Raw genomic sequence first — 26464 nt, 5'->3', positions numbered from 1 at the left:
TTTTTATGCAAAAACTGTGCCAACCAAAAATGACTGAAAGCGCTTTAAAACACACTACCTTCGCAAACAGATATGTGCAATATTCTTCACTCCGCGCAAATTATTGCATGATATTTTTGTCAAGCCCGTATTTCTCCAGCTTGTAATATAAATTGCGCACCGAAATGCCAAGCGCCCGGGCCGCCGCTGTTTTATTGCCGCGATGGCGGCGAAGCGCCTGCTCAATCAAGCTCGCTTCGTATCGGCTCACCATTTCCTCAAGCGGCCGAATCTCCTCTTCCGTTTCCACTCGATGAGCCGGCACTGACGAAGGCGAAGCGAGCGGCGGCAAATGCGTCGCATCGATCATCACTTCGTGAAACTTCATGAAAATCATCGCCCGCCCGAGCACGTTTTCCAGCTCGCGGACATTTCCCGGCCAATCATAAGCAAGCAGCTTCGCCATCGCTTCGTCTGTAACGCCTTCGACGTTGCGCCCGTAATCTTGGTTCAGTTTTTGGATCAAATGCCGGCAAAGCGACGGAATGTCTTCCTTGCGGGCGCGCAGCGGCGGGATGTAAATCGGCATCCGGTTGAGCCGATAATATAAGTCTTCGCGAAACGCGCCTTCTGCAATTGCTTTTTCGAGATTGACGTTCGTCGCGGCGATGACGCGGACGTTGATCGGAATCGGCTTCGTCCCGCCGACGCGGACAATCTCCCGCTCCTGCAAGACGCGGAGCAGCTTCGCCTGCGTGCTGGCCGACAGTTCGCCGATTTCGTCAAGGAAAATGCTTCCGTTGTTTGCTTCTTCAAACAGCCCTCGCTTGCCTCCGCGCCGCGCGCCGGAAAACGCCCCTTCCTCATAGCCAAACAGTTCGCTTTCTAATAATGTTTCCGGAATGGCCGCGCAATTGACGCGGATAAACTTGTTATACTTCCGGTCGCTCGCGTTGTGAATGGCGTGGGCGAACAGCTCCTTGCCCGTCCCTGATTCCCCGCGCAACAAAATCGTCGCCGGTGTTTTCGCCGCCAGCTTCGCCTGCTCGATGGCAACCTTCATCTCTTCCGACTCGCCGACGATATCCGCAAACGAATATTTCGCCTCCAGCGTGCGGATGATTTGCCGCGCCCGATTGAGCTCAGCCGTCAGCCGCTGGATTTCGGACACGTCATGAATGACGCCGACGCTCCCTTTCAATACGCCATCCACAATGATCGGCGCGACATTGACGACGACATCGCGGTTTTTCGGACCGACTTTCATGCGCGCCCCGCGCACCGGACGGCGCGTTTTCAATACTTGCATATGCATGCTTTCCCCTTCAGCGATGTCGGCCGTCGCCGGCTTGCCGATCACGTCTTCCTCCGTCAGGCCAGTGAGCCGGGTATACGCCGGGTTGATCAAAATGCCGTTCCCGTTTTCATCAACGACGGAAATCGCCTCTTCCGACGAGTGGATGATCGCTTCAAGCATCATGCGGACTTCTTTTAAGTCCGTAATTTCTTCCGCCAACGCAACCAGTTCGGTGATGTCTTTGAACACGGCAAGCGCCCCAAACAATTTGCCATTGTCATCGATGATCGGGATGCGGGTAGTGATCAATTTTTTTCCATTGGCCAGCTCCACTTCTTGATGAAACTCCGTCTGCCTTGTTTCGAGCACGCGCGGCAGGCCGCTTGACGGCAGAACGGTCAAAATATGCTCGCCGATCACTTTGTCTTTGTCCACTCCAAGCAACTCCGCGGCGCTTTGATTTATATCGGTAATGCAAGCATATTCATCAACGACAATCATGCCATCGTGGGACGAATGAAAGATGAGCGCGCGCCGAGCCGCTTCGCTTTTCAATTTGGCGATGAGCGCTTCTTTTTCTTCAACGAGCTCGGCCATCATCTGCGCGACTGCACTTGGGACAATATTGGCTCCCTCTGGCGCCAATCGACGGATTTCCTCAAGGACATCCGCCCTGCCCGTCGTTTCAATGATCAAATCAAGCGGCTTATCCATCCACGGGCGCCAGTCGCTCGCAGCAGCGATGCCCCATTTTTGCGCCAGTTGCACCCCCGGAGCTTGTTCATCGACGTCAACAACCGCCACAACGTCAAATCCCGACGCCCCGTGAAGCAGCTTCAAAAGCGACATTCCGCGCGAGTCAGCCCCAATGATCATCACTTTTTTCATGTCCATTCACCACACTTTATAGTATGCCAATTTTTGCAGACACTTTTATCATACTTGATTTGCTCTTTCCTTGACAAACGCCCAATAACCGCTATGATAGTCGATAAGGCTACTCTTTTCGGAAAGGAACGCGATCGCGATGGGGCGAATGATTGCGCTGTTGATTTTAGTCATTCCCGGGCTTGGAGCGGCGCTTGGCATCAAATGGATGCGCGATGCGTTGTTTGGCATCAACGGGCCGCTGTTTTCTGCCTTATGGCTGCAATTTCTCGCCGGGCTCGCGCTGTTTGCCGCTGGGCTGGCATTTATCGGGGGATTTTTGCTGCACCGCGACCGGAAACGCAACAAAGTGCAGGCGCGTTTTCAACGAAAACGAAAAACGCCTTGACCCGGAACGTTGATGCCTATTACACTGGGAAAACATCCATTTCAAGGCAAACAAAAAATGCCTTAACGTCTCTCGTTAAGGCGTTTTCTCTTTCCATTGCTTCGCTTGGCGCGGGTAGTCGGTGAAGACGGCGTCAACGCCATAAGCAAACATCGTTTTCATCACATTTCGCTTATTTACCGTAAACGGGCGGACCGCCACCCCGCGCCGCCGCGCTTCGGCGGCAAATTCCGCCGTCACCGTCCGATAGTGCGGATGCACCCCGTCGGCGTTCATCGCCCGCACATACGTCCACGGGTCATAGAGAGGCTCGATGTACAAGAGCGCCGTTTCGATTTCCGGTGCAAGCTTTCGGCAAAGGCGCATGCTATGATGATTGAACGATGACAAAATCGTCCGCTTCTCAAGCCCATAGCGGCGCACGAGGGAGATCGTTTTTTGCTCAAGCGTTTCGTAGGCGATGAGGCTATTTTTCAGCTCGATGTTGACCGCCATCCGTGTTGATGACAGCCAAGCAAGCACTTCCTCAAGATGCGGAATCGGACAATGGCCGTGTTTGCCGTCCCACATGGCCGCCGCGTTCAATCGGCGCAGTTCGCGGTACGTGATGTCTTTCACCCAGCCGCTGCCGTCCGTCGTCCGGTCGACCGTTTCGTCATGAATGACGACCACTTCGCCGTCTTTTGTGAGCTGCACATCCAATTCAATGCCGTCCGCTCCCGCTTTTTCCGCCTCGATAAACGCCGCCATCGTATTTTCCGGGTGCGTCCCCGCCGCCCCGCGGTGGGCAAAAATCAATGTCATTCTGCCTTCTTCCTTTCGCATTTATTCGCCGTTCAGCCAACGAGCTGGCCGAAACCGGCGGTCGTTCGTTATACTAAAAATAATACTATGAACAAACGAGGTGGAGATGATGCAGCCGTTGAAAATTTCGCTGGAAACAGCGCAAAAGCTGGCCAAAGCGCTCGGCGTGCCGATCGAGCAGATCATGCATATGCCGCCGCACATTTTGGTGAACAAGCTGCTGGAATTGGAGAAAAAAGAAAAAGAAAACGACCCATCTTAACCGTCTGGCCCTTGGCGGTAAAGCCGCCTCTGTGCACCACACCGGCGCAAGCCACGTTCCCCCTTTTTTCGTTCCAGCAAGCCGCCAAACGGCAAAAAAGACGCCCCCGATTGCGGAGCGTCTTGCCGCTTTGGCTATCATTCGTTTTCCGTTACGATGCTTTATGCTCAAGCCGGAGCTTATCGGCCACCATGGCGATGAATTCCGAGTTTGTCGGCTTTGCCTTCGAGACGCTCACCGTATAGCCGAACAGCGAGGAAATCGATTCGAGGTTGCCGCGGCTCCAAGCGACTTCGATCGCATGGCGAATGGCGCGCTCGACGCGGCTGGCCGTCGTGTTGTATTTTTTCGCGATGTCCGGATAGAGCACTTTCGTGATGGAGCCGAGCAGTTCGATGTCGTGGTACACCATCGCGATCGCTTCGCGCAAGTACAGATAGCCTTTAATATGCGCCGGGACGCCGATTTCATGGATGATGCTCGTAATGCTCGCATCTAAATTTTTCGGTTTGTTGTCGCGCGCCTGGTAGGCAGAGCCGGTTTTTCTGACCATCGGCGCCGTTTTGCCATGAATCTGCCGAATGTGATGGACCAAATTCTCCATGTCGAACGGTTTTAAAATGAAGTAGGAAGCGCCGAGTTCCACTGCCTTTTTCGTGACATCCTCCTGGCCGAACGCCGTCAGCATAATGACGCTCGGCTGATGCTCACAACCTGCGCGGACTTTCTCAAGCACAGCCAACCCATCCAAGTGCGGCATAATGATGTCCAGAAGCAAAATATCCGGCCGCTTTTCCTCGAGCATATGAAGGCAATCTTGGCCGTTATACGCCGTGCCAATCACTTCCATGTCCGGCTGACTCGAGATATATTCGTCAAGCAATGTCACCAATTCGCGGTTATCATCGGCAATGCACACCTTAATGCTCAAAACGATCGTCCTCCCCCACTTTTTCTTGCTATGTAACATTCCATTAACGTACATTCGACAACAGCGGCAAAAAATCCTTTTATTTTTCAAAAAATAAAAATTATAACAAAAAACAAGCTCATTAGACAATATTCGTTTTCACCAGCGATGCGTTTGTCGAAAAATCTTTACACATTTCATTTTAATGGATGTTTCACCAAATATCTATGCCAAACCGGCAAAATTTTTGCCGCCTTTTTTGAAAAATTTTTAGTGGCAGCCTAACCAATATGGCGGAATCAATCAAGCCGCTCACAGCATTTCGAAACATTGACCTTGGGATGATCAGGAAGAGATGAATGGTGACCAAATCATCACTCGTCATTTCACCAAATATACGCAAGAATCGAATGTTGGCTGCCGGGAAAAAGCGAGCCGACTTTGTCAGCTCGCTTTCTTTTGTTTGCCGTATAGATCGATGCCTGCCTCTTGCAGCATCCACTCAATGTGGACGCCATAGCCGGATGTCGGATCGTTCACGAAAACGTGCGTCACTGCGCCGACAAGTTTTCCATCCTGAATGATCGGACTGCCGCTCATCCCTTGGACGATGCCCCCTGTTTTCTTTAACAAGCGCGGGTCCGTGACGCGAATCACGAGGCCTTTGGTCGCCGGAAATTTCTGCGGAATGGTGCTGACAATTTCCACGTCAAACTGCTCGACTTTGTCGTTTTCCACCACTGTCAATATTTTTGCCGGTCCTTCTTTCACTTGGTTCGCCAAGGCAACCGGGATCGGTTTTGTGAACGGACCGTTCGGCAGTGGTTTGATCAGCTTGCCGAAAATGCCAAACGGGCTGTTGGTGGTGATCGTGCCGATCACTTCTTCGCCGTCGGAAAAGCGGGCTAATTTTTCACCTGGATTGCCGCTCGTCCCTTTTTCGATCGATGTGACGGTCGAGCGCATAATTTGCCCGTTTTGCACGACAATCGGCTTTTTCGTATCCATGTCAGAGATGACATGGCCAAGTGCGCCATATGTTTTTGATTTGGGGTCGTAAAATGTCATCGTCCCGATGCCGGCGGCCGAATCGCGAATGTACAGGCCGATGCGGTACACATCGTCATGCTTGTCTCTCAGCGGAACGAGCTTCACCGTCATGGAGTGCTGATCGCGCAGAATTTTTAGATGAAGCGGTTTTCCCGTTTTGCCGGCCTCCTCGATGAAAGGGGAAAGGTCGCTCATGTTTTCGATTTTTTGGCCGTTAATGCCGATAATGATGTCGCCGACTTGAATGCCGGCTGCCTCTCCCGGCGATTTTTTCCCGTTTTCGGTTTCGACAAGGTGGTAACCGACGACAAGAACGCCGACGGTATTGAGCTTGACGCCGATCGATTGTCCGCCGGGAATGACTTTGAGCGTCGGCAGCACGTTGACATCCACTTGCTTGATCGGCATTCCGGCAACCTGCAACATCATCGTTTCATGTCCGCGGCGTTTCGCCTTTACAGACAGAGAACCGTTTTTTCGCTCAATATTGAGCGTTTCGGGAGCGTTTCGGTCATTGACGGCCGCTTGCACGGGAAGGGAAGCGGCAGGAAATTCAACCGCATCGCCTTCAAACAGGACAAGCTGCTTCGGAATTTGCCAATATTCCTTCATCGGTTTGGAAAAGGCGATGGCCGTCAATATACCAAGGAGAAGCACTCCTGCGATTTTTCGCGCCGTTTCTTTATTCAATGTCGTCCACTCTCCTCGCTCCCGCCTACACCATGCAAAAACGGTTACAGTTTTAATTTTGCCTGAACCGGGGAAAATATAATCGCCCTGTCGATAAAAAAGCTGCCCGGAATTGGATGGACTTGCATCCGGACAGCCGCGCGGCTTTTTGCTTATCTTTATGAAACACCGTAGTTCTCTTAAGGAAAGCGGGCGCCAAGGCAGAACAGGCAGGCGGAATCGGCCCGCTTTGAGAGGGATGCGCCTCCCCTCGACGAACAGGGGAAACAGGAATCAATGTTTCATTTTCGCCGCCAGTTCCAACAGCTCTTTGGCATGCCGTTTCGTCAATTCCGTCATCTCGACGCCGGAAATCATCCGCCCGATTTCTTTCACTTTCTCCTCCTCATTGAGCTTCCTCACGACTGTTTTCGTCCGTTCCCCATCCGTCTCTTTGGCGATCAACAAGTGCGTGTCCGCCATCGCAGCGACTTGCGGCAGATGGGAAATGCAAAGCACTTGCGACTGGCTGGCGATGCGGTAAATTTTTTCCGCCATTGCCTGGGCGACGCGTCCGCTGACACCGGTGTCGACCTCATCAAAAACAATCGACGTCACTCCTTGATGTTTGGAAAAAATCGTTTTCAACGCCAGCATAATGCGCGACAGCTCGCCGCCGGAAGCGACTTTGACGAGCGGTTTTAACGGCTCGCCGACGTTCGTCGAAATGTAAAACTCGACGACATCGATGCCATCTTCTTGGAACCTAACCGGCACGCCGTCGACCAAGGGAGCGTCAAGCGATCCTTCGCGCTTGGCAAATACGATGTCAAATTTCGTTTTGTCCATGTACAAGTCTTTCAGTTCTTGATGAATGCGCTCAATCAGGCGCCGGGCATATGTTTGCCGAACAGCGGTGACGTTTTTCGCCTCCGTGAGCAACTCGTCCGTCACCAGAGCGAGCTGCTGCTTAAGCTCATGCACATGCGTTTCGCGATTTTCGATTGTCTCGATTTCCTCGGCGATCGTCTCGGCATAGTGCAAAATATCGGCGATCGTCGCCCCGTATTTTCGTTTGAGCTGCCCGATTTCCGCGAGACGGCTTTCAATGGCATCGAGCCGCTCTGGGTCGTATTCCATCTCCTCAATTTGATCGCGCAGCTTGTACATGACTTCCTCGAGCAAATAGTAGCAGTTCGCCGTCGTTTCATGCGCATCTTTGAGCGCTGCATCCATGCCTGCGACGTCATCGAGATGGCGCATCGCCTCCCCGATGGAATCAAGCCCGCGTCCCTCTCCGGAGAGGGCCTCATAGCTTTTCTGCAGCGCGGTATAAATTTTTTGAAAATTGACGATGCGAACTTTTTCCTCCATCAGCCGCTCGTCCTCGCCCGGCTCGAGCGCCGCCTGCTCGATTTCACGCAGCTGAAACGTCAGCAAATCAAGCCGGTGCGCCATTTGCTGTTCATTTTCGCTCAGCTTTTTCAATTTGTTTCCGAGCTCCTCATACCGCTCGTAGACGGCGCGGTAGCGAGCAAGCGCCTCTGCCGCCTCTAGGCCGCCGAACTCGTCTAAAAGCGGCAGATGGCGGGACGGATCCATCAGTTCTTGATGTTCATGCTGGCCGTGAATATCAACAAGCGTCGCCCCGATGTCGCGCAGCACCGCCGTCGTGACGAGCTTGCCGTTAATGCGGCAGACGCTTTTGCCGTTGGCGAAAATATCGCGGCGCAACACGATCATGCCGTCGCTGGCGTCGATGCCAACGTCTGCGCATTTTTGCCAGCACGGATGGCGGTCATCATCAAGCAAAAACAGCCCTTCGATTTCCGCCTTTTCCGCTCCAAAGCGGACAAATTCAGCGGAGCCGCGTCCGCCGATCAACAAATGAATCGCGTCGATGATGATCGATTTGCCGGCTCCCGTTTCGCCGGTTAACACCGTCAGCCCTTTGTCAAACGACAACGAGAGCGACTCGATAATGGCGAAATTTTTAATCGACAGCTCGGCGAGCATTTCACCACTCCTTGCCTGTCCGATTAATTCCACTTTTGATTATAGCACGTATGTTCGGATTTGCAAACGAGGACCGCCCTGTCGTTCCGTCCTTGAACGTGGAACGGAAGCTGGGCCGGTCCTCGCCTAGAGCATGGACAACAGCTGGTCGGACACTTTTTCCGCATCTTTCGGAGTACGGCAGATGATCAGGCACGTATCGTCGCCGCAAATCGTACCGACGATTTCGTTCCAATCCAAATTGTCGAGCAAGACGCCGACGGCATGGGCGTTGCCCGGCAGCGTCCGCAACACAAGCAAGTTGCCCGTTCCGTCAAGCTTCACAAACACATCAACAAGCGCCCGCTTCAGCTTTTGCAACGGATTGAAGCGCTGGTCGGACGGAAGGCTGTACTTGTAGCGGCCGTTGGCCATCGGCACTTTGACGAGCTGCATTTCTTTAATGTCGCGCGAGACGGTCGCCTGGGTGACGTTAAAGCCAGCTTCTCTCAGCCGGTCGACAAGCTCGTCTTGCGTTTCAATGTCATGGTTCATAATGATTTCGCGAATTTTAATATGCCTTTGCCCTTTGTTCACATTGCGCCACCTCCCCGCTTTTCAAAGTGCAGAGCAGATTGTCCGTCCCGCCGACGCTATTTGCCGCTTGGCTCCACGCTCCCCGCCCGCAATCGGGCATGCGCCTCGCTCACCACGTCGGCGACGGATGCTGGCAGTCGGTTTTCTCCCTCCCGGTTTCCTCCAGGATAGGCAGCATGAAGCAAAAATTCAATATTGCCGTCGCCGCCGGTAATCGGTGAATACGTTAAATGAAGAACATCGAACCCTTCCGCGCAGGCGAATTGAATGATCGATTCGAGCACTTCCTCGTGAATGTTCGGATCGCGGATGATCCCTTTTTTGCCGACCTTTTCCTTGCCGGCTTCAAACTGCGGCTTGACGAGAGCAATCACATCGCCGCCCGGCACCATGACCGTCTTGACGACCGGCAAAATGAGCCGCAGCGAAATAAACGAGACATCGATGACAGCTACTTCCGGCAGCCCTTTCGTAAACTGATCCGGCGTCACGTAGCGGAAGTTCGTCCGCTCCATTACAACGACGCGCTCGTCTTGACGCAGCTTCCAGGCAAGCTGGTTGTAGCCGACATCGACGGCATACGTCAGCTTCGCCCCATGCTGCAAGGCGCAGTCGGTGAAACCGCCGGTCGACGCGCCGATGTCAAGAACAATTTTATTTTCCACGCGAATATGAAACTCGCGCAACGCTTTTTCCAGTTTCAACCCACCGCGGCTGACGTACGGAAGCGGGTTGCCTTTCACCTCAAGCGGAATGTCAACCGGCACTTTTTCCCCGGGCTTATCGAGTCGAACGTCGTTTGAATAGACAAGCCCGGCCATGATCGCTCGCTTCGCCTTTTCCCGCGTTTCCGCCAGCCCTCGTTCGACAAGCAGCACATCGAGCCGTTCTTTTTTTCCTTTCATGTCTCAAGCCCTTTTCTGTTTTCTTGGCACCATCGTTTTGATGCGGTCGATGATATGGGTCGACGTCAGCCCGATTTCATTGAGCAGCTCGCTGACGCTTCCATGTTCGATAAAGCGGTCCGGGATGCCCATCCGTTCGATGACCGCTCCGTGATAACCATGATCATGAGCAAACTCCAACACAGCACTGCCAAAGCCGCCTTGCAGCACCGCCTCTTCGACCGTTAAGATCGGCAGGCGGCTCTCAAGCAGTTCGTGAAGCATCGCCACGTCCATCGGCTTCAAAAAGCGAGCGTTGACGACTTTCACCGATATGCCGTCTTTCGCCAGCTCGTCGGCCGCCTTAAGCGCCATCGAAATCGTCGTGCCAAACGTCAAAATCGCCGCATCGCAGCCGTCGCGCAACACTTCCCACGTGCCGATTGGGATTTCTTTCAGCTCCTCATCAAGCGGTACGCCAAGCCCGTTGCCGCGCGGGAAACGCATGGCGATTGGCCCGTCGTCGTAGCGGATGGCGGTGTACACCATGTGCTGTCCTTCGTTTTCGTCTTTTGGCATCATCAACACCAAATTCGGCACATGGCGCAAAAAGGCGATGTCAAACACCCCTTGGTGCGTTTCGCCGTCCGCCCCGACCAACCCAGCACGGTCAATGGCGAAAAAGACATTTAAGTTTTGCCGGCATACATCATGGACGACTTGGTCATAGGCGCGCTGCAAAAATGTCGAATAAATGGCCAAAAACGGTTTCATCCCTTGCGTCGCCAATCCAGCCGCGAGCGTTGTCGCGTGCTGCTCGGCGATGCCAACATCAAACATCCGATCTGGAAACTCGCTTGCGAACCCTTCCAGCTTCGAGCCGACCGGCATCGCCGGCGTAATCGCGACGATGCGCGGGTCGGTGCGAGCGAGCCGGCGCACGGTTTCGCTGACAAGCGCGCTCCATGACGGACCGGCCTCTTTCGTTTTGACAAAAGCGCCGGTTTCGATTTTGTACGGCCCTGTGCCGTGCCATGTGCCGACTTTGTCGTTTTCCGCCGGACTGTATCCTTTCCCTTTCTTCGTGATGACATGCACAAGCACCGGACCTTTCATCTTCTTCGCATAGCGCAAGTTCTCAAACAAATCCTCAAAATCGTGGCCGTCGACCGGGCCTAAATACGTAAACCCGAGCTCTTCGAAAAACACGCCGGAGACAAGCAAATATTTCAAGCTGTCTTTCAGCCGCTCGGCCGTCGCCGCCAGCTTGCCGCCGACCGCTGGGATGCGCTTGAGCAGCAGCTCCAGTTCATCTTTCACCCACTGGTATTTGCCGGCGGTGCGCAACCGACCGAGGATGTTGTGCAACGCGCCGACGTTCGGGGCGATCGACATTTCATTGTCGTTTAAGATGACAATCATATCCGTTTTCTCATGCCCGATATGGTTGAGCGCCTCAAGCGCCATGCCGCCGGTGAGCGCCCCGTCGCCGATGATCGGCACGATGTATTCATCCGTCCCTTTCAAATCACGGGCGATCGCCATTCCCATCGCCGCCGACAGCGACGTCGAGCTATGGCCCGTTTCCCACACGTCATGCTCGCTTTCGCTCCGTTTCGGGAACCCGGACAGCCCCTTGTATTGGCGGAGCGTGTCAAACGCGGCGGCGCGTCCGGTCAAAATTTTATGCACGTATGACTGGTGTCCGACATCCCAAATGAGCTTGTCTTTTGGGCTGTCGAATTCGCGGTGGAGGGCGATCGTCAGCTCGACGACCCCTAAGTTTGGGCCGATATGTCCGCCCGTTTTCGACAACTTCTCAATTAAAAACCGCCGAATCTCGGCGCTTAACCGTTTCAGCTCAGGAATGGACATGTTTTTGACAACGCGCGGATGGTCAATTTTTGTCAAGTCCAACAAAGATCACTCGCTTTCATTCTGTCGTTCTCCGAGCCGTTTCTCCTCGTACAGGTAGTATTATTATACATGATCCGGCGCGAAAAATCGACTTTTCCCGCCAACGCAGCCCGTCACCACCTAGGACGCGTTTTGTGGTGTATCTATAGAACTTGCGGCGGCCGCCCGGCGGAAAACAACCAAAAAAACAAGGCCGCCTCCGCCCCGAAGGAAAGCGAACAACGGGAACAAGAGGCCGCCGCCCCGCATCAGTGGTCGCGGACCGCGACAAGCTCGCAAATGTAGGCCAGCACCGCGTCATCGATTTTGGCTTGTTGCAAATGGCGCTTCGCGGCGTCGATGTGAAACGCCAGTTTCTCTTTGGCACCGCCTAGCGAAAGAAGCGCCGGATATGTCGCCTTCTTGTTGTCGCGGTCGCTGCCGACTCGCTTGCCGATTTTTTCTTCCATTCCTTCAATGTCCAAAATATCGTCGCGAATTTGAAAGGCGAGGCCTAAATGTGCGGCGAACTCGTTGAGTTCGCGCGTCTGCCGACCATCGGCGCCGCCAAGCAGCCCCCCGGCGTGCACGCTGTATTGCAACATTTTCCCCGTCTTATGGCGGTGGATGTATTCCAGTTCCGCAAGCGCCAGCGTTTTTCCTTCCGCCTCCATATCAGCCGCCTGTCCAGCGACCATGCCTTCCGGGCCGGCCGCCTTCGCGAGCTGCTCGATGAGCTGCAGCCGGACGGAAGGCGGAACGCGGTCGTCATCAACCTCGGCGATCAATTGAAACGCATACGTAAGCAAGGCGTCCCCGGCCAAAATGGCCATCGCCTCGCCGAACACTTTATGGTTCGTCGGTTTGCCGCGCCGCAAATCATCGTTGTCCATGCTTGGCAAATCATCATGAATGAGCGAGTACGTATGGATCATTTCAATGGCGCAAGCGACTGGCAGACCGATCGCCGGGTCTTTGCCAAGCGCTTGGATGGTCGCCAGCAACAAAAGCGGGCGGATTCGTTTGCCGCCGGCCTCAAGCGAGTAGGCCATCGCCTTTTTCAGCGTCTCCGGCCCACGAAGCCGCGCCATATAGGAGGAAAGCGCCGCCTCGACGGCCCGTTTTTGTTCGTTGAGAAACTGTTCAACCGAAAGCTGCGCCACCCGTCACTCCTCCTCCGGCGAAAAAGGGACAAGCTCGCCGTCTTCACGCAGCATGTACTCCAACTGTTTCTCCACATGCTGCAATTTATCATGGCAAAGCTTGGACAGTTTCATGCCTTCTTGAAAAAAGGCGATCGCCTCCTCAAGCGGCACGTTCCCTTCCTCGAGCTTTTCGACGATTTCCTCCAGTTTTTTCATCGCTTCTTCAAACGTCATCTCTTTTTCTTCGCTCATACGTGTTTTTCCTCCACTCCCGTCACTTGACAATCGACTCGTCCGTCTTGAACTTGAATGGAAAGATGCTCGCCGATTCGAAGCTGGTTCGTTCGTTTCACGAGCTCGCCCTGCTCATTGTACACCAAGCTGTAGCCGCGCTCCATGATGCGAAGCGGACTGAGCGCCTCAAGCCGGGCGAGGTTGGAGCGAAAGCGGAACCGATGGCGCTCCACCGCGGTGCGCATCGCTTTTTCCAGCGCATTGGCGGCCGCCTTTTGCCGTTCTTTCATCCGCTCAAGCTCTGCAGCTGGATGGTGCCGCCATAGTCTCATGTCAAGCTCATGCAACCGCTGACGATGTTTGTCGACGAGCCGTTCGCGTTGGCGGCTAAGCCGCTCAAGCAACGCATCAAGCTGCTGTTCTTTTTGTTCATAGAGCCGCTTGGGATAGCGGAATGCGTAGGATCCTTGCAGCCGGCGAAGCTGCTCTTTATCAGCGGCAAGCTGCTCTTTCATGGCGCGGATGAGCCGCCATTTCCGCTCGGCGAGCCGCTCAGCGAGCTCCCCAACATGCGGCGCCGCCATCTCAGCTGCTGCCGTCGGCGTCGGCGCCCGCAAATCGGCGACAAAGTCGGCGATCGTAAAATCTGTTTCATGGCCGACAGCGGAAATAATCGGTATTTTTGAGGCGAAGATGGCGCGAGCGACGATTTCTTCATTGAACGCCCACAATTCTTCGATCGAGCCGCCGCCGCGGCCGACAATCAGCACATCAACCCCGCCGAACGAATTCGCCCGCTCGATGGCGCGCACGATGGAGGGCGCCGCCCCGTCCCCTTGAACGAGCGCTGGAAACAAAATGACTTTAGCGAGCGGATAGCGGCGGCGAATCGTCGTCATAATATCGCGCACCGCCGCTCCAGTCGGCGATGTAACGACGCCGATGCAGCGAGGGAAGGCTGGAAGCGGCTTTTTATGGACCGGCGAAAACAACCCTTCCGCCTCGAGCCGCTGCTTCAGCTGTTCGTAGGCTAGATAGAGGCTTCCGACACCTTCCGGCTGCATTTCTTTGACATAAAGCTGATAGTTGCCGTTCGGTTCATAGACGGAAATTTCCCCGCGCGCGAGCACGTTCATCCCATCTTCAGGGCGGAACGGCAAATGCTGGTTGTAGCCGGCGAACATGACGGCGGCAATGCGTCCTTGGCTGTCTTTCAACGTAAAATACATATGGCCGCGCGAATGCTGCTTAAAATTCGAAATCTCGCCCTTCACCCATAGATCGCGCAAATGCGGGTCGACATCGAACTTGCGTTTGATGTACTTCGTCAACGCCCCGACCGTCACATATTTCACTTCCACTGATCCTGCCCTCACTTTGCGGCCAGCTGCCGTGCCGCTTCAATCGTGTTGTGCAAGAGCATTGTAATCGTCATCGGCCCGACTCCACCCGGCACCGGCGTAATATAGCCAGCCACTTCTTTCACAGCGTCAAAATCGACATCGCCGCACAATTTGCCGTTCTCAAGCCGGTTGACGCCGACGTCGATGACGACCGCCCCGGGCTTGATGTGTTCCGGGCCGATGAGGCGCGCCTTGCCGACAGCGACGATCAAAATGTCCGCCTGCCGAGTGATGGCGGCCAAATCCGGCGTTTTCGAGTGAGTGTAGGTGACGGTGGCATGTTCGCGCAAAAACAGCTGGCCAACCGGTTTGCCGACGATGTTGCTTCGGCCGACGACGACGACGTGCTTGCCGGCGATGTCAATGCCGGCCGATTGCACCATCACTAAAATGCCATGCGGAGTGCAAGGGAGAAACGCCCGTTGGCCGATCATCATTTTTCCGACATTGATCGGGTGAAACCCATCGACATCTTTTTCCGGTGCGATCGTTTCAATGACCGACCATTCGCAAATGTGATCCGGCAGCGGCAGCTGCACTAAAATGCCGTGCACCGCCGGATCGACGTTTAACTCGCGGATTTTCGCAAGCAGCGTCTCTTCGTCGATCGCCGCCGGAAACGTGTAAAGGAACGAGCGAATGCCGACCTCGGCGCACGCTTTTTGTTTTCCTTTTACATACGAATGCGATGCCGGATCGTCGCCGACTAGAATGACGGCCAGCCCCGGCTCAACGCCGTCCGCTTTCAACTGTACGGCTTCATCCGCCAATGCGGTGCGAATCGTCCTCGCCATCTCCGTTCCGCTAATGATTTGTGCTGTCATCGTGTTTCGTTCCCCTCTCCTCGTTCATCGTTCGATATCTGCCCGCGATGCAGCCGGTTTTATTTTTGCAGCGCCGCCTTCACTTTCGAAAGCACGCCGTTGACAAAACTTCCGGATTTCCAATCGCCGAATTTTTTCGCCAGCTCGACCGCCTCATCGAGGCTGACGCTTACCGGCACATCATCGGCGTATTTCATCTCGTACGTCGCCATGCGCAAAATGGCGCGGTCAACGTTGGCGACGCGTTCAAGCGTCCATTTTTCCAAATTGGCGCGCAACAGCTCGTCAATCTCCTCCTGGTGCTCGACGACGCCAAAGACGAGCTGGCGCAAAAACGGGTCGATGTCGCCGCCGCCCGTGACATTGTGGAGCGCCTCGTCTGGTGGAATGCGTCCGACATCGATTTGAAACAGCGCCTGCAACGCCTTTTCCCGTGCTTCATGCCGCTTCATGGCGGTCCCCCTTTCCAAAAAAACGAACATTCACAATGAAATCATATCATATTTTTCGGAAAAAGCCAGCCTTTTCCCACAAATCATTCGCGCTGCCGTTGGTTGCGCCACAACGGCCTCGTTCATTACAATAACAAACTTTGGCCAAAAAAACAAAAAGGCAGCCGCCGAAAAAGCAACTGCCTTGCGAGATCACTGTTCGACCACGCCTTGTTCCTGCTTGCCGCCCTCAAACTGGATGCCGACGATATGAACGTTCACTTCGCTCGCCTCGAGGCCGGTCATGTTCCAAAGCGCCTGGCGCACATTTTCCTGCACCTTTTTCGCCACGTTCGGAATCGATGCGCCAAACTGGACGAGGCAATAAAGATCGATGACGACGCCGTCGTCGCGCAAATCAACCTTGACGCCTTTGCCATGGTGTTTCTTTCCAAACCGCTCGGCGACGCCGGCGGCAAAATTGCCGCGCATTTGCGCGATGCCGTCGACTTCTGACGCCGCGATGCCAGCGATCACCTCAATCACTTCCGGTGCAATTTCCACCTTGCCGAGCGCCGGGTACACTTGCTCTGTTTCAAAGACATGCTCAGACATAAGGCACCTCCTATTCCGCCTTCATAATATCATATAACTCCAAAAACTTCGTATTAAACTCACCGCTTTGAAAATTCTCATGCTCCATTAATTTTATGTGGAACGGAATCGTTGTATGAATGCCTTCGATGATAAACTCCGAAAGCGCCCGTCTCATGCGGGCGATCGCTTCCGCACGCGTCGGCGCATGAACGATCAATTTGGCGATCATCGAATCATAATACGGCGGGATCGTATAGCCTGGATAGACGGCGGAATCGACGCGCACGCCCGGGCCGCCCGGCGGCAGGTACATGGCGATTTTCCCCGGCGACGGCATAAAGTTTTTCGCTGGATTTTCGGCGTTGATCCGGCACTCGATCGCCCAGCCGTTAAACGTGACGTCCTCTTGGGTGATCGACAGCTTTTCACCGGCGGCGATGCGGATTTGCTCCTTGACCAAATCGATGCCGGTGATCAGTTCAGTGACCGGATGCTCGACTTGAATGCGCGTATTCATCTCCATGAAGTAAAATTGTTTGTTCCGGTGGTCATAAATAAATTCAACCGTACCGGCGCCGGTGTAGTTGACCGCTTTCGCCGCCTTGACCGCCGCCTCGCCCATCTTCCGGCGCATCTCGTCGTCAAGCGCCGGCGACGGCGCTTCCTCGACCAGTTTTTGCAACCGGCGCTGGATCGAGCAGTCGCGCTCACCGAGATGAATCGTATTGCCGTACGAATCAGCGAGCACTTGAATTTCGACATGGCGGAAATCTTCGATATATTTTTCAATATAGACGCCTGGGTTGCCAAACGCCGTCGCCGCTTCCTGCTGGGTGATGTTGATGCCTTTGACGAGCTCGCCTTCGTCGCGGGCGACGCGGATTCCTTTCCCGCCGCCGCCGGCCGTCGCTTTAATGATGACCGGATAGCCGATCTCTTCGGCAATCGCCCGCGCCTCATCAAGGCTTTCGATAACCCCGCGCGACCCAGGCACGATCGGCACCCCCGCCTCGCGCATCGTCTCGCGAGCGATGTCTTTAATGCCCATTTTTGCAATCGCTTCCGGACTTGGGCCGATAAATGTCACGTTGCATTCACGGCACAGCTCGGCGAACGCTTCATTTTCCGCCAAAAACCCGTAACCGGGGTGGATGGCGTCACAGCCAGTCAGCGTGGCGACGCTCATAATGTTTGTGAAATTTAAATAGCTGTCTTTCGAAGCGGTCGGCCCGATGCAGTACGCCTCATCAGCCAGCTGCACGTGCAAGGCGTCGCGGTCGGCTTGCGAAAAGACAGCGACCGTCTCAATCCCAAGCTCGCGGCAGGCGCGGATGATGCGGACGGCGATTTCCCCGCGGTTCGCCACCAACACTTTTTTGATCATCGTCCGTTCTCTCCCTTATTCAGGCTTGACTAAAAACAACGGCTGGCCATATTCGACGAGCTGGCCGTTTTGCACCAACACCTCGACAATTTCGCCATCGACTTCCGCTTCAATTTCATTAAACAGCTTCATCGCCTCGATGATGCAGACAACCGTGTCTTTTTTCACCTTGTCGCCCGGCTTCACATACGGCGGCTTGTCCGGCGCCGGCGCTGCGTAGAACGTGCCGACCATCGGCGAAGTAATTTGATGCAAGTTGCCTTCCACAGCCGGCTTTTCTTCTTTGACCACCGGCGTTTCCGCTTTCGGTGCCGGCGCTTCTGAGGCCGCTGCTTGAACGGGAGCAGCTGCCGAAGCCGGTTCGACCGCTGCCGGAGCGGCAGGCGCCGGCGGCGCGACCGCCGTCTGTGCGGCCGCAGCCGACGCAACGGCGACAGCAGCCGTTCCTTTTTTCATATGTACTTTTGTTTCGCCTTGTTCGTATACGAATTCGTCAATTGAGGACTGGTCGACCAAGCGGATCAATTCACGGATTTCTTGAATTTTCATCGATCTCACACCTTTCTCCAAGTATCGTGCAGCCCGTTCCTTTCTGGCGGTGCCTAAACGTGTCCATAACGATTATACACACAACAGTAGGACAAACAAAAGACTTTTCCGCAAAAAAAGAAGCTGCCCTAAAGAGCAGCGCGTTCATCCAGCCGGCTGAAACTCAACCGTCACGTATTCAGCATCGGGTATTTCTTTTTTCACCATATGAATGACTTCATTCGCCGATTTAGCTGAGCTTTGTTTCGCTTTGATCGTCACGCGCACTTGGTTGTCATCGGCGCGCACGAGCACGTCTTCATAACCGCCTTTCGATTTGATGAGCGTCTCCAACGTTGCTTCTTTTTCGGACAATGCTTGCAATTTTTCAATTTTGTCGAGCGCTTCACTTTTTTCTTCCGCCGTCGCGTTCGCTGAAGCGACAATGGCGTTCAGCTCATCGCGCAACCGGCTCCGTTCATCCTCAATTTTCATGCGCAGCGCTGTAAACAAGTCGTCGCCCGTTTCGCCAGACGCGGACGGCTTTTTCGCCTCTTCGACAGCGACGCTCGGCTGATCGGTTGTTTTTTCCGTTTTCTTATTGGCGGTAAATGCCGGACTGTCGTTCATATTTTTTGGAGCTGTCACGTAATAGACCGACAGCACAACGACCAAGCTCAACATCGTCAACAGCCATACGGTTTGTTTTTTCAACATGCCGATCTCCTCCCCTTACCCGGTCATTTTTTCGGCAAGACAGCGACGCGGTAGCTCGGAACGTTTAACACGCGCGTCACCGCCTCGACGATCCATTTTTTGATTTGCAAATTATCCGCCCCTTTGGCGACAACGAGAACGCCGCGGATGTCCGGCTTTTTCGTGGCGACGACAAGCGGCGTTTCTTCTTCGCCGTTATGAATAATGATGACTTCTTCATTGGTCGACTCGTTTTCAATCGTCCGCTTCCCGCCTTCCTTGTCGCTCTCTTCCGTTGTCTGCTGCTGAGTCGAACGCTTTTTCTCATACAGTTTCAACTCCGTGGAATCGAGATTGACGACGACCGTGACATCATCCACCCCTTCGATCGCCTCAAGAGCGGCTTTCAGTTCTTTTTCGTACCGCTCCTCATAGGCGGCGATCACTTTCTCTTTCGTCTCCTTGCTTGCCAGGAATGCCGGCTCGGCTGGAGCGGACGGCTGCCCGGCGGAAGGCTTCGCTTCGGCTTCCTCTCCACTGTTTGCCCAATGGCTTGCCGCCATCAAGGCGACACCAGCCAACAGCAGGACGACGACGTACGAAAACGGCCATTTTTTCTGTGCTCCTTCCCCGTCTTTCGGCGCTGAAGAAAAGAGCCGTTTGATGAGCGGCAACATCCCCCCTCTATTCCCTCCCCCTAAATTGCACGTCAATTTTATCTTCATCGATTTCCCATCGGCCGGCGAGAAAAGCGCGCACCTCCTCTGCCAGCGAAGCATCGCCCTCCGGCAAAGCCGGCGGCTTCGTCGTATCGATGACAACCGGTTCCACCGAACCGGCTGACTTCTGTTTCGAAAGGACGACCTCAATCGTCTTGATGTCATCCGGCATGCGCCAGTCGTCGCCTGGCTTGGCGTAAACGTTGACATCCGCTTTCAGCCCATACTTTTCCATCAACTCCTCATTGACATCGTTTTCGAGCTGGACAGCCATTTGTTTTAAAATATATGCGCGTTGCGAGGCTTGTATTTCTTTTTTCTGCTGTTCGATTTGATTTTTTATTGCCTCCTCCCCCGCACGGCCGTTGGAAAAATGGACGAGCGCCGACGCGATGAGCTGCTCGGGATCAACGGAAGCGAGCCTGAGTACCGGAGCGAGCATCACGAGAACGAGCATAAGCCCGACAGCCATTTTCACGTATTTTTGCATCGTCCCCGACGGCAGCAAAAAATCGATGATGATAGCAAACAACAAAAACAAAATGATGTTTGTCACCCACTCAATGACTAGCTGCATAGCGCTCCCCCTAGCGGACCATCATCGTAATGTTCCCGGCCATCACCATGACGGTGAGGCTTAAGAAAAACATGAGCGACACAATGAGCAGCGCCGCCAGCACGTAAGCGATGCTTTTGCCGATGATGTTGAGGCAGGACAATACCGGTCCGCCGCCAAGCGGCTGCAGAAGAGCAGCCGATAGTTTGTAGACGATGACGATGGCGAAAATTTTCACCGCTGGAAAGATGGCGATCATGAGCAAAATCGCCGCCCCGACCAACCCGACCGTATTTTTCAACAGCATGGAAGCGGCGACGACCGTATCGGCGGCATCAGTGAACAGCTTGCCGACGACCGGGATGAAATTGCCGGTGACAAATTTCGCCGCCCGGAGCGCCACGCCGTCAGCCACGGCCGCTGTCGCTCCTCGCACGGACATGACGCCAAGGAACACGGTCAAAATGAGGCCGAGCAAACCGAGGGAGGCTTTGTTGAGCAAATCGGCGAGCTGAGTCGCCTTGTAACGGTCGCTGAGCGTGCTGACGACAGAAAGCAGCGCAGCCAGAAGCAAAAGCGGCAAGGTGACGTATTCAACGACCGTGCCGGTGGTGTTCATCACAAACAAAATGATCGGGTGGAAAAACGCCGCCGACGCGACCCCGCCGGAAGTGGCGAGCAGGGCGAGCAGCAGCGGAACGAGGGCGATGATGAAATGGCTCATCGTCCGCACCGCCTCAAGCGCATAATCCGCCGCGAGGCGAAAGCTGTTTAAGGCGATCAACAAGAGCACCATATAGACGACCGCCTGGGCGATTTTGCTTACTTCCTGCTGAGCGAACGCATTTTGCAGCGATTGCAGCACCGTGCTGAAGACAGCAAGCAAAATGAGCGTGCCGAGCAGTTTGCCGTTCACCTGCAGTTCATAAAACAAATAGCGGGCGAGCGCCTTCAGCCATTCGGACGGCGACCATTGCTTGTCGCCGCTTAAAAAATCGGTGAGCGGCCCTTTCTCGCTTTCCGGCAAAAACCCTCCATACTCGCTGACGATCGTTTCCCAATAGCGGCGGATATCGCTCACATCGAGCTGAGCGAGCTGCTCGCTGACCGACGGTCCATCGCTTGCGGCTTGTACGACCAACGGACAAAAAAAGAGAGAAAGCAGCCCGACAATAAGGAACGCTGTTCGCTTCAATCCGTTCCCCCCTTTAGCGCGCCGACGGGATGAGGCCGATGACCGCTTCAATGATCGCCGTCAAAATCGGGACCGCCAGCGCCAAAATGATGATTTTTCCGCCGAGCTCAATTTTGGCGGCGATCGCCCCTTGGCCGGCGTCTTTGGAAATTTGGGCAGCGAACTCGGCAATGTAGGCAATGCCGATGATTTTCAGCATCGTCTCTAAATACACCATCTGAATATGGGCGCCTTCGGCCATTTTTCGCAACATCGCCAAAATGCTGCTGATTTGATCGACCAACAACAGAAAAATGGTGCAGCCGACAAACACGGTCAACAAAAAGGCGAGATTCGACTTTTGCTCTTGCAGCAACACGACCAAAAACGTCGCGATCAACCCGAGGCCGACGATTTGCAAAATGTCAATGGCCGATCCCTCCTACCCGCGGAACAAAAAGACATCCTTGATTTTTTGGAACAAATCGCTGACGATGGAAGCGACCATAAACAAAATATAAATAAAGCCGAGCAGCGTCACCCATTGGGCGTATTCTTTCCTCCCCATCTGATCGAGCACCGTATGCAAAAACGCGATGACGATGCCGACGCCGGCGATTTTCAAAATGAGATCGACATCGATGCCCATGATTCTGCCTCCTGTCTACATGAGTAAAATGACGAGCAGCAGGCCGGCCAACACGCCTAAACTTTTCGCCATCTTGGCGTAGCGCGCCTGGTTGTCTAGCGCTTCCGCTTCCTCCCGCTCAAGATGGGCGAGCGCCAGCGCGATTTGCCTTTGCTGGGTGAGCCGGTCGTATTGGCCAAGCGTGGCGCCAAATTGTTTCATCACTTCAAATTCTCCTTGCTTTAGAGCGGTTTTTCCCCATACGGCTCGCAAGCTTTTTTCCCATGCCTCGGCGGCGCTCGTTTCTTCTGTGCATAACGCGGCGGCAAACCGCTCGAACAATTCGGACAACGGGGCGGCCGTTTGCCGGGCGAGATGCATAGCGGCGTCGGCAAGCGGCGTATGGCCATACATCACTTCCGCCTCAAGCGCCCTCAGCGCCGCTTTCAGCTGGCGGAGCTGGCGCGGCCGCTCGTGCAACACGCGGGCGGCGGCAAACCCAAGCCATGTTGAGGCGGCGAGAATCAACAGAGCGCCAAACCATTTCATCGATGGACCACCGCCCTTTCATACAGCACCGTTCCGCCAGCGTCGAGAATGCGTCGGATTGAGCCGGGATGGGGAATGTTCGTCAGCTCAATAAACCGTTCAAACACCTTTTGTTCCATCACCGGTCCGAGCGTCGGACGCTGCCAGACGTCTTGGATGTTGCGGCCGTGCACAGTCGTCCATACAGAGACGCCAGCATTGGCCGCTTCAAGCACTGCCTCGCTGTCCTCCTCGCGCCCGATTTCGTCGACAATCATGACATCAGGGCTCATCGAGCGGATCATCATCATCATCCCTTCCGCTTTCGGGCAGGCGTCCAACACGTCAAGGCGCGGGCCGAACGAAAACTGAGGAATCCCTTTCACACAGCCAGCGATTTCCGATCGTTCGTCAACGATCGCCACCTTTTGCGCCGGAATGCGCCTCGTCCCGCTGCTAATCAAGCGCGCCGCATCGCGCAGGAGCGTCGTTTTTCCCGTCTGCGGCGAGCCGATGATCATCGTATGACGCCAGCGGCCGTCGTACACATACGGAATCAGCGGCTCGGCGATGCCGATCTGTTCCTTGGCGATGCGAATGTTAAACGAGGAAACATCGCGGATCGCTTTCACCTTGCCCCCTTCAGTAATGACTTTGCCGGCCAGCCCAACGCGATGCCCCCCCTCAATCGTCATAAATCCGCGCTTCAGCTCTTCTTCGACGGCATAGATCGAATAATGACTCAATTTGTTGAGCAAATGCACGCCGTCTTCTTTCGTCACTTCATACGGCAGCAATCGGGCCGTTCCGTCGACGATCACCTCAAGCGGCCGGGAGACGCGGATGCGGATTTCTTCAATTCCGCGGCGGCATGAAGGAAGATGGTGCTGCAACGCGGCGGCGACCGTTTTCGGCAAAATTCCCCACACCGCTTCCATGGCCCTCCCCCTTTTCTTGTGGACTAGTTCATATGTATGGGCGGAATGCGCCGTTTATGCCTTACTTGTAAATTGCGAACAAAATGAGCGCTATCCCGAGCGCCACAAGCCCAAGCCGTGAAAACGAGAGCTCGTCCGCAAGCGAAAGCAGTCCAATCGCCATGGTCACCATCATGACGGTTGGACCGACGACAGCAAGCGCGGCATTAACGGCAAGCGCTTTTTTCACGTCATTGAACACAAGCATCAACAGCGCCGCGCTCAGTTCAATGAACGCGGACACCATCCGCATGCCAGCCATGGCCATAACGGACGGGTCGATTGATCGCAGCCAATGTTTCATGTTCCCCTCCTGTTTTGCCAAATGGGATCGATTAGTACAAACGTATGCGAAAACAAGCCGTTTCAGAAGAAGTTTTTACTGAGGAAAACGATGGGGGAGAGCAAAACGTCGCCCATTTTGCGCATAAAAAACACCGCCCCGGAAGGTGTCCGAGACGGTGCCTGTCGGGCTTGCGCTTACGCCCGCGAAACGTACGTGCCGTCGGCCGTATTAATGATGAGCGTGTCGCCTTCGTTGACGAAAAACGGCACTTGAACGACAAGGCCGGTTTCGAGCTTCGCCGGCTTCGAACCGCCAGAAGCGGTGTCACCTTTAATGCCCGGCTCTGTTTCGACGACTTTCAGCTCGACGGTGTTCGGCAACTCGACGCCGATCGTTTCGCCTTGGTACATCATAATAAATACTTCCATATTCTCTTTCAAGAACTTCAATTCATGCTCGATTTGTTTCGCCGGCAGCTCGATTTGTTCGTACGTTTCCATATCCATAAAAACGTGTTGGTCGCCGTTGGCGTACAAATATTGCATTTTGCGTGTGTCGATTTGCGCCCGGTTCACTTTTTCGCCGGCGCGGAACGTCCGCTCCTGAATGGCGCCGGTGCGCAAATTGCGCAGCTTCGAACGGACGAACGCCGCCCCCTTGCCCGGCTTGACGTGCTGGAATTCAAGGACGCGCCAAATCTCGCCGTCCACCTCAATCGTAAGTCCTGTGCGAAAATCGTTGACTGAAATCATTAGCCGAAATCCTCCTCACGCAATCCATTATAAAATGATCAGTTCTTTTGGCGAATGGGTGAGCGCTTCGTTCCCGTCAGCAGTGATGACCGTATCGTCCTCGATGCGCACCCCGCCAAGCCCCGGGATGTAAATGCCCGGCTCGACGGTGACAACCATGCCTGGCTCAAGCACGACATCCGAACGGAACGAAAGCGTCGGCCCTTCGTGAATTTCCAATCCAATCCCATGGCCGGTCGAATGGCCGAAATAGTCGCCATACCCTTTTTCGCGGATGTAATCGCGCGTGAGCGCATCAGCCTCTTTGCCGGTCATGCCTGCCCTGAGCCCGTTCATGCCGCGTTGCTGCGCTTCAAGAACGATGTCATAGATCGTCCGCAGCTCCACGCTAATGTCGCCGACGGCGACCGTTCTCGTAATGTCGGAACAATACCCTTTATAGTAAGCCCCGAAATCAAGCGTGACGAGCTCGCCGCGCTCGATCGTTTTCTCTGACGCCACCCCGTGCGGCAACGCCGAACGGTAGCCGGAGGCAACGATCGTATCAAAGGAGGACGAAGACGCCCCTTGTTTGCGCATAAAAAATTCCAGCTCATTCGCCACTTCGATTTCTTTAACGCCTGGACGGATGAACGACAAAATGTGCGAAAACGCCGCATCGGCGATTTCTGCTGCTTCCTTTAATATCTTAATCTCTGCCTCTGACTTAATCAAGCGCAATTTTTCTACGAGCCAAGACGTTGGCACGAGTTCAGCGCGGATGGCTTCTTCATACGACTTGTATGCGGCATAGGTGACATGTTCTTGCTCAAAGCCAAGCCTCTTGATGCCAAGCCGCTTCACCTGATTGGCAATTTCTTCGATGATCGGCCCGCTGTGCTGGACGACTTCAAACCCTTGGGCTTGCCTCGATGCTTGTTCGACGTAGCGGAAGTCCGTAACCAACACCGCCCCTTGACGGCTGACAAGTGCAGCGCCGGCCGTGCCAGTAAACCCGGTCAAATAGCGGCGGTTGTAGCCGTTTGTTACTAACAGCCCGTCGATATGCTGCTCGTCAAGGAGCTCCCGAAGCTTTTCCAGCTTTTCCATGTTTCCGTCTCCTCTTCCCTTAGAGTGTGCTCGTCTCCTCCGCTGCCTGCGTCGAGAGCGGAGAAAATCTTCGCGGTCAGGATGACGCGAAAAACCTCGTAGGCGCGCCAGTTTCACGAGCGCCCGCAGCAGCCATGGACTGATGCTGAAACATGCAAAACCTTCTTTATTTTACCATAAAGATGGTCGTTTCCGCTAGACATCCGCGCGGCGCTTGATGCAGCACTTACTTCAGCGGATGAGAGTGAAAAGAAGCTTCGTCAGTTTCCTTCATTTTCCGCCTCTTTTCCGACATTTAACGCCGTTCGATTCATTTCTTGCGTTTCAAAAGAAATCGAATACCCGACAAATACGCCATATAAAATGTATAAGCAAAGCGTCGTAATAATCGTATTCGTTTCTAAATCTGCAACTGGTTGGACGTTTGGAAACAGTGGATTAAACAAATAAAAGACAATCATCCAAAGCACCACGCCATATACCATTCCCGCCCACATACCGGCGATCTTGCGCAGGAACGCGTAGTACAAAAGCGCCGCCGCAATGGAAATGATGCCGATCAGCACGATGGCCGCATAATTGCCGGCTTTCCCATATTTCCAGTCCCCGGCAACCCACGGGATGAGAATCATATTCGGACTGATTTCACTGAAATGGAAAAAATAAGCCAAATAGCCGATCAAACTCCAAAACACCCCGCCGACAAACCCGATGATGATCGTTTTTTGTATGAGCGTCATCGGCCGCTCCGTCTCCTCCTGCTCAAGCTTCCCTTTTTGTTCCGCCATCATCGTGCACCTCCTTGTCAGTTAGTATGACCGACAGCCGACCGTCCCATGAATCAAACGAAAAAATGACCGCCCTTGTGTAAATCATGGATTTTTTGGAAATCAT

General features: G+C 54.3%; 30 protein-coding genes. 2 read left to right on the top strand and 28 right to left on the bottom strand.

Annotated features, from left to right (window positions below):
- Nucleotides 1-100: 100 nt before the first annotated feature.
- Nucleotides 101-2164: a sigma 54-interacting transcriptional regulator gene (locus ABS784_RS04820; RefSeq protein ID WP_352511637.1), complete on the bottom strand. Its 2064-nt coding sequence runs from the start codon at nucleotides 2162-2164 to the stop codon at nucleotides 101-103.
- A gap of 139 nt (nucleotides 2165-2303) precedes the next feature.
- Between ABS784_RS04820 and ABS784_RS04815 the strand changes: the two genes are divergently transcribed.
- On the top strand, nucleotides 2304-2552 hold the full coding sequence (locus ABS784_RS04815) for a DUF2627 domain-containing protein (RefSeq protein ID WP_352511635.1): 249 nt from the start codon (nucleotides 2304-2306) through the stop codon (nucleotides 2550-2552).
- A 75-nt stretch (nucleotides 2553-2627) separates the two neighbouring features.
- Here ABS784_RS04815 and ABS784_RS04810 read toward each other — a convergent pair whose 3' ends face one another.
- The gene (locus tag ABS784_RS04810) at nucleotides 2628-3356 is read right to left on the bottom strand and encodes a glycerophosphodiester phosphodiesterase (RefSeq protein WP_352511633.1); all 729 of its coding nucleotides are present in this window, start codon (nucleotides 3354-3356) and stop codon (nucleotides 2628-2630) included.
- A 109-nt stretch (nucleotides 3357-3465) separates the two neighbouring features.
- Between ABS784_RS04810 and ABS784_RS04805 the strand changes: the two genes are divergently transcribed.
- Nucleotides 3466-3618, top strand: a complete 153-nt coding sequence (locus ABS784_RS04805; RefSeq protein WP_011231868.1) for a YycC family protein — start codon at nucleotides 3466-3468, stop codon at nucleotides 3616-3618.
- Between the two features lie 151 nt (nucleotides 3619-3769).
- On the opposite strand, the gene spo0A is transcribed toward ABS784_RS04805, so the two are convergent.
- The 26 genes from spo0A to ABS784_RS04675 form a co-directional block, all read right to left on the bottom strand.
- Nucleotides 3770-4588 (bottom strand): sporulation transcription factor Spo0A, encoded by an 819-nt coding sequence (gene spo0A / locus ABS784_RS04800; RefSeq protein ID WP_025038882.1) that lies wholly within the window; start codon nucleotides 4586-4588, stop codon nucleotides 3770-3772.
- Nucleotides 4589-4972: 384 nt separating this feature from the next.
- Nucleotides 4973-6268, bottom strand: a complete 1296-nt coding sequence (spoIVB, locus tag ABS784_RS04795; protein ID WP_011231870.1) for a SpoIVB peptidase — start codon at nucleotides 6266-6268, stop codon at nucleotides 4973-4975.
- Nucleotides 6269-6541: 273 nt separating this feature from the next.
- The gene (gene recN / locus ABS784_RS04790) at nucleotides 6542-8263 is read right to left on the bottom strand and encodes a DNA repair protein RecN (protein ID WP_011231871.1); all 1722 of its coding nucleotides are present in this window, start codon (nucleotides 8261-8263) and stop codon (nucleotides 6542-6544) included.
- 126 nt (nucleotides 8264-8389) lie between these two features.
- On the bottom strand, nucleotides 8390-8839 hold the full coding sequence (gene ahrC / locus ABS784_RS04785) for a transcriptional regulator AhrC/ArgR (RefSeq protein WP_011231872.1): 450 nt from the start codon (nucleotides 8837-8839) through the stop codon (nucleotides 8390-8392).
- 56 nt (nucleotides 8840-8895) lie between these two features.
- Nucleotides 8896-9744, bottom strand: coding sequence for a TlyA family RNA methyltransferase (locus ABS784_RS04780; RefSeq protein ID WP_011231873.1), 849 nt, complete (start codon nucleotides 9742-9744; stop codon nucleotides 8896-8898).
- A 3-nt stretch (nucleotides 9745-9747) separates the two neighbouring features.
- Nucleotides 9748-11640 (bottom strand): 1-deoxy-D-xylulose-5-phosphate synthase, encoded by a 1893-nt coding sequence (dxs, locus tag ABS784_RS04775; RefSeq protein ID WP_014196321.1) that lies wholly within the window; start codon nucleotides 11638-11640, stop codon nucleotides 9748-9750.
- Nucleotides 11641-11888: 248 nt separating this feature from the next.
- Complete coding sequence (locus ABS784_RS04770; protein WP_021322371.1) at nucleotides 11889-12782, bottom strand: polyprenyl synthetase family protein; 894 nt, start codon at nucleotides 12780-12782, stop codon at nucleotides 11889-11891.
- Between the two features lie 3 nt (nucleotides 12783-12785).
- Nucleotides 12786-13016: an exodeoxyribonuclease VII small subunit gene (locus tag ABS784_RS04765; RefSeq protein WP_012820585.1), complete on the bottom strand. Its 231-nt coding sequence runs from the start codon at nucleotides 13014-13016 to the stop codon at nucleotides 12786-12788.
- A complete protein-coding gene (xseA, locus tag ABS784_RS04760) occupies nucleotides 13013-14359 on the bottom strand; it encodes an exodeoxyribonuclease VII large subunit (RefSeq protein WP_011231877.1) in 1347 nt (448 codons plus the stop codon). Before xseA ends, ABS784_RS04765 begins: the two co-directional genes overlap by 4 nt.
- 11 nt (nucleotides 14360-14370) lie before the next feature.
- Nucleotides 14371-15225 (bottom strand): bifunctional methylenetetrahydrofolate dehydrogenase/methenyltetrahydrofolate cyclohydrolase FolD, encoded by an 855-nt coding sequence (folD, locus tag ABS784_RS04755; RefSeq protein ID WP_033025835.1) that lies wholly within the window; start codon nucleotides 15223-15225, stop codon nucleotides 14371-14373.
- 59 nt (nucleotides 15226-15284) lie between these two features.
- On the bottom strand, nucleotides 15285-15677 hold the full coding sequence (gene nusB / locus ABS784_RS04750; RefSeq protein WP_011231879.1) for a transcription antitermination factor NusB: 393 nt from the start codon (nucleotides 15675-15677) through the stop codon (nucleotides 15285-15287).
- Nucleotides 15678-15869: 192 nt separating this feature from the next.
- A complete protein-coding gene (locus tag ABS784_RS04745) occupies nucleotides 15870-16271 on the bottom strand; it encodes an Asp23/Gls24 family envelope stress response protein (protein ID WP_011231880.1) in 402 nt (133 codons plus the stop codon).
- A 10-nt stretch (nucleotides 16272-16281) separates the two neighbouring features.
- Nucleotides 16282-17637, bottom strand: a complete 1356-nt coding sequence (gene accC, locus ABS784_RS04740; protein ID WP_011231881.1) for an acetyl-CoA carboxylase biotin carboxylase subunit — start codon at nucleotides 17635-17637, stop codon at nucleotides 16282-16284.
- 15 nt (nucleotides 17638-17652) lie between these two features.
- Nucleotides 17653-18186, bottom strand: coding sequence for an acetyl-CoA carboxylase biotin carboxyl carrier protein (gene accB / locus ABS784_RS04735; protein ID WP_011231882.1), 534 nt, complete (start codon nucleotides 18184-18186; stop codon nucleotides 17653-17655).
- 144 nt (nucleotides 18187-18330) lie between these two features.
- Nucleotides 18331-18882: a SpoIIIAH-like family protein gene (locus tag ABS784_RS04730; protein WP_011231883.1), complete on the bottom strand. Its 552-nt coding sequence runs from the start codon at nucleotides 18880-18882 to the stop codon at nucleotides 18331-18333.
- Between the two features lie 23 nt (nucleotides 18883-18905).
- Nucleotides 18906-19538, bottom strand: a complete 633-nt coding sequence (gene spoIIIAG, locus ABS784_RS04725) for a stage III sporulation protein AG (protein ID WP_011231884.1) — start codon at nucleotides 19536-19538, stop codon at nucleotides 18906-18908.
- Nucleotides 19539-19545: 7 nt separating this feature from the next.
- Nucleotides 19546-20157: a stage III sporulation protein AF gene (gene spoIIIAF / locus ABS784_RS04720; protein ID WP_015375379.1), complete on the bottom strand. Its 612-nt coding sequence runs from the start codon at nucleotides 20155-20157 to the stop codon at nucleotides 19546-19548.
- Nucleotides 20158-20167: 10 nt separating this feature from the next.
- Nucleotides 20168-21331 carry a stage III sporulation protein AE gene (gene spoIIIAE, locus ABS784_RS04715; protein ID WP_014196326.1) on the bottom strand — a complete coding sequence of 388 codons (1164 nt, stop codon included), beginning with the start codon at nucleotides 21329-21331 and terminating at the stop codon, nucleotides 20168-20170.
- A 13-nt stretch (nucleotides 21332-21344) separates the two neighbouring features.
- Entirely contained in the window at nucleotides 21345-21731 is a 387-nt protein-coding gene (spoIIIAD, locus tag ABS784_RS04710) for a stage III sporulation protein AD (protein ID WP_011231887.1), read from the bottom strand.
- A 21-nt stretch (nucleotides 21732-21752) separates the two neighbouring features.
- Entirely contained in the window at nucleotides 21753-21959 is a 207-nt protein-coding gene (gene spoIIIAC, locus ABS784_RS04705; RefSeq protein WP_011231888.1) for a stage III sporulation protein AC, read from the bottom strand.
- 15 nt (nucleotides 21960-21974) lie between these two features.
- Entirely contained in the window at nucleotides 21975-22487 is a 513-nt protein-coding gene (spoIIIAB, locus tag ABS784_RS04700; RefSeq protein WP_011231889.1) for a stage III sporulation protein SpoIIIAB, read from the bottom strand.
- Nucleotides 22484-23404 carry a stage III sporulation protein AA gene (gene spoIIIAA / locus ABS784_RS04695; protein WP_011231890.1) on the bottom strand — a complete coding sequence of 307 codons (921 nt, stop codon included), beginning with the start codon at nucleotides 23402-23404 and terminating at the stop codon, nucleotides 22484-22486. The genes spoIIIAB and spoIIIAA overlap by 4 nt, the downstream gene beginning before the upstream one ends.
- A 61-nt stretch (nucleotides 23405-23465) precedes the next feature.
- Nucleotides 23466-23747, bottom strand: coding sequence for a YqhV family protein (locus tag ABS784_RS04690; RefSeq protein ID WP_011231891.1), 282 nt, complete (start codon nucleotides 23745-23747; stop codon nucleotides 23466-23468).
- Between the two features lie 176 nt (nucleotides 23748-23923).
- Nucleotides 23924-24481: an elongation factor P gene (gene efp / locus ABS784_RS04685; RefSeq protein WP_011231892.1), complete on the bottom strand. Its 558-nt coding sequence runs from the start codon at nucleotides 24479-24481 to the stop codon at nucleotides 23924-23926.
- Between the two features lie 27 nt (nucleotides 24482-24508).
- Nucleotides 24509-25570 (bottom strand): M24 family metallopeptidase, encoded by a 1062-nt coding sequence (locus ABS784_RS04680; RefSeq protein WP_352511623.1) that lies wholly within the window; start codon nucleotides 25568-25570, stop codon nucleotides 24509-24511.
- Between the two features lie 260 nt (nucleotides 25571-25830).
- Nucleotides 25831-26361 (bottom strand): YqhR family membrane protein, encoded by a 531-nt coding sequence (locus tag ABS784_RS04675; protein WP_081130484.1) that lies wholly within the window; start codon nucleotides 26359-26361, stop codon nucleotides 25831-25833.
- Between the last annotated feature and the right edge of the window lie 103 nt (nucleotides 26362-26464).

The organism is Geobacillus sp. G4, assembly GCF_040327975.1.
Classification (GTDB): Bacteria; Bacillota; Bacilli; order Bacillales; family Anoxybacillaceae; genus Geobacillus; species Geobacillus thermoleovorans.
This window is presented reverse-complemented; position numbering and strand designations above follow the sequence as displayed.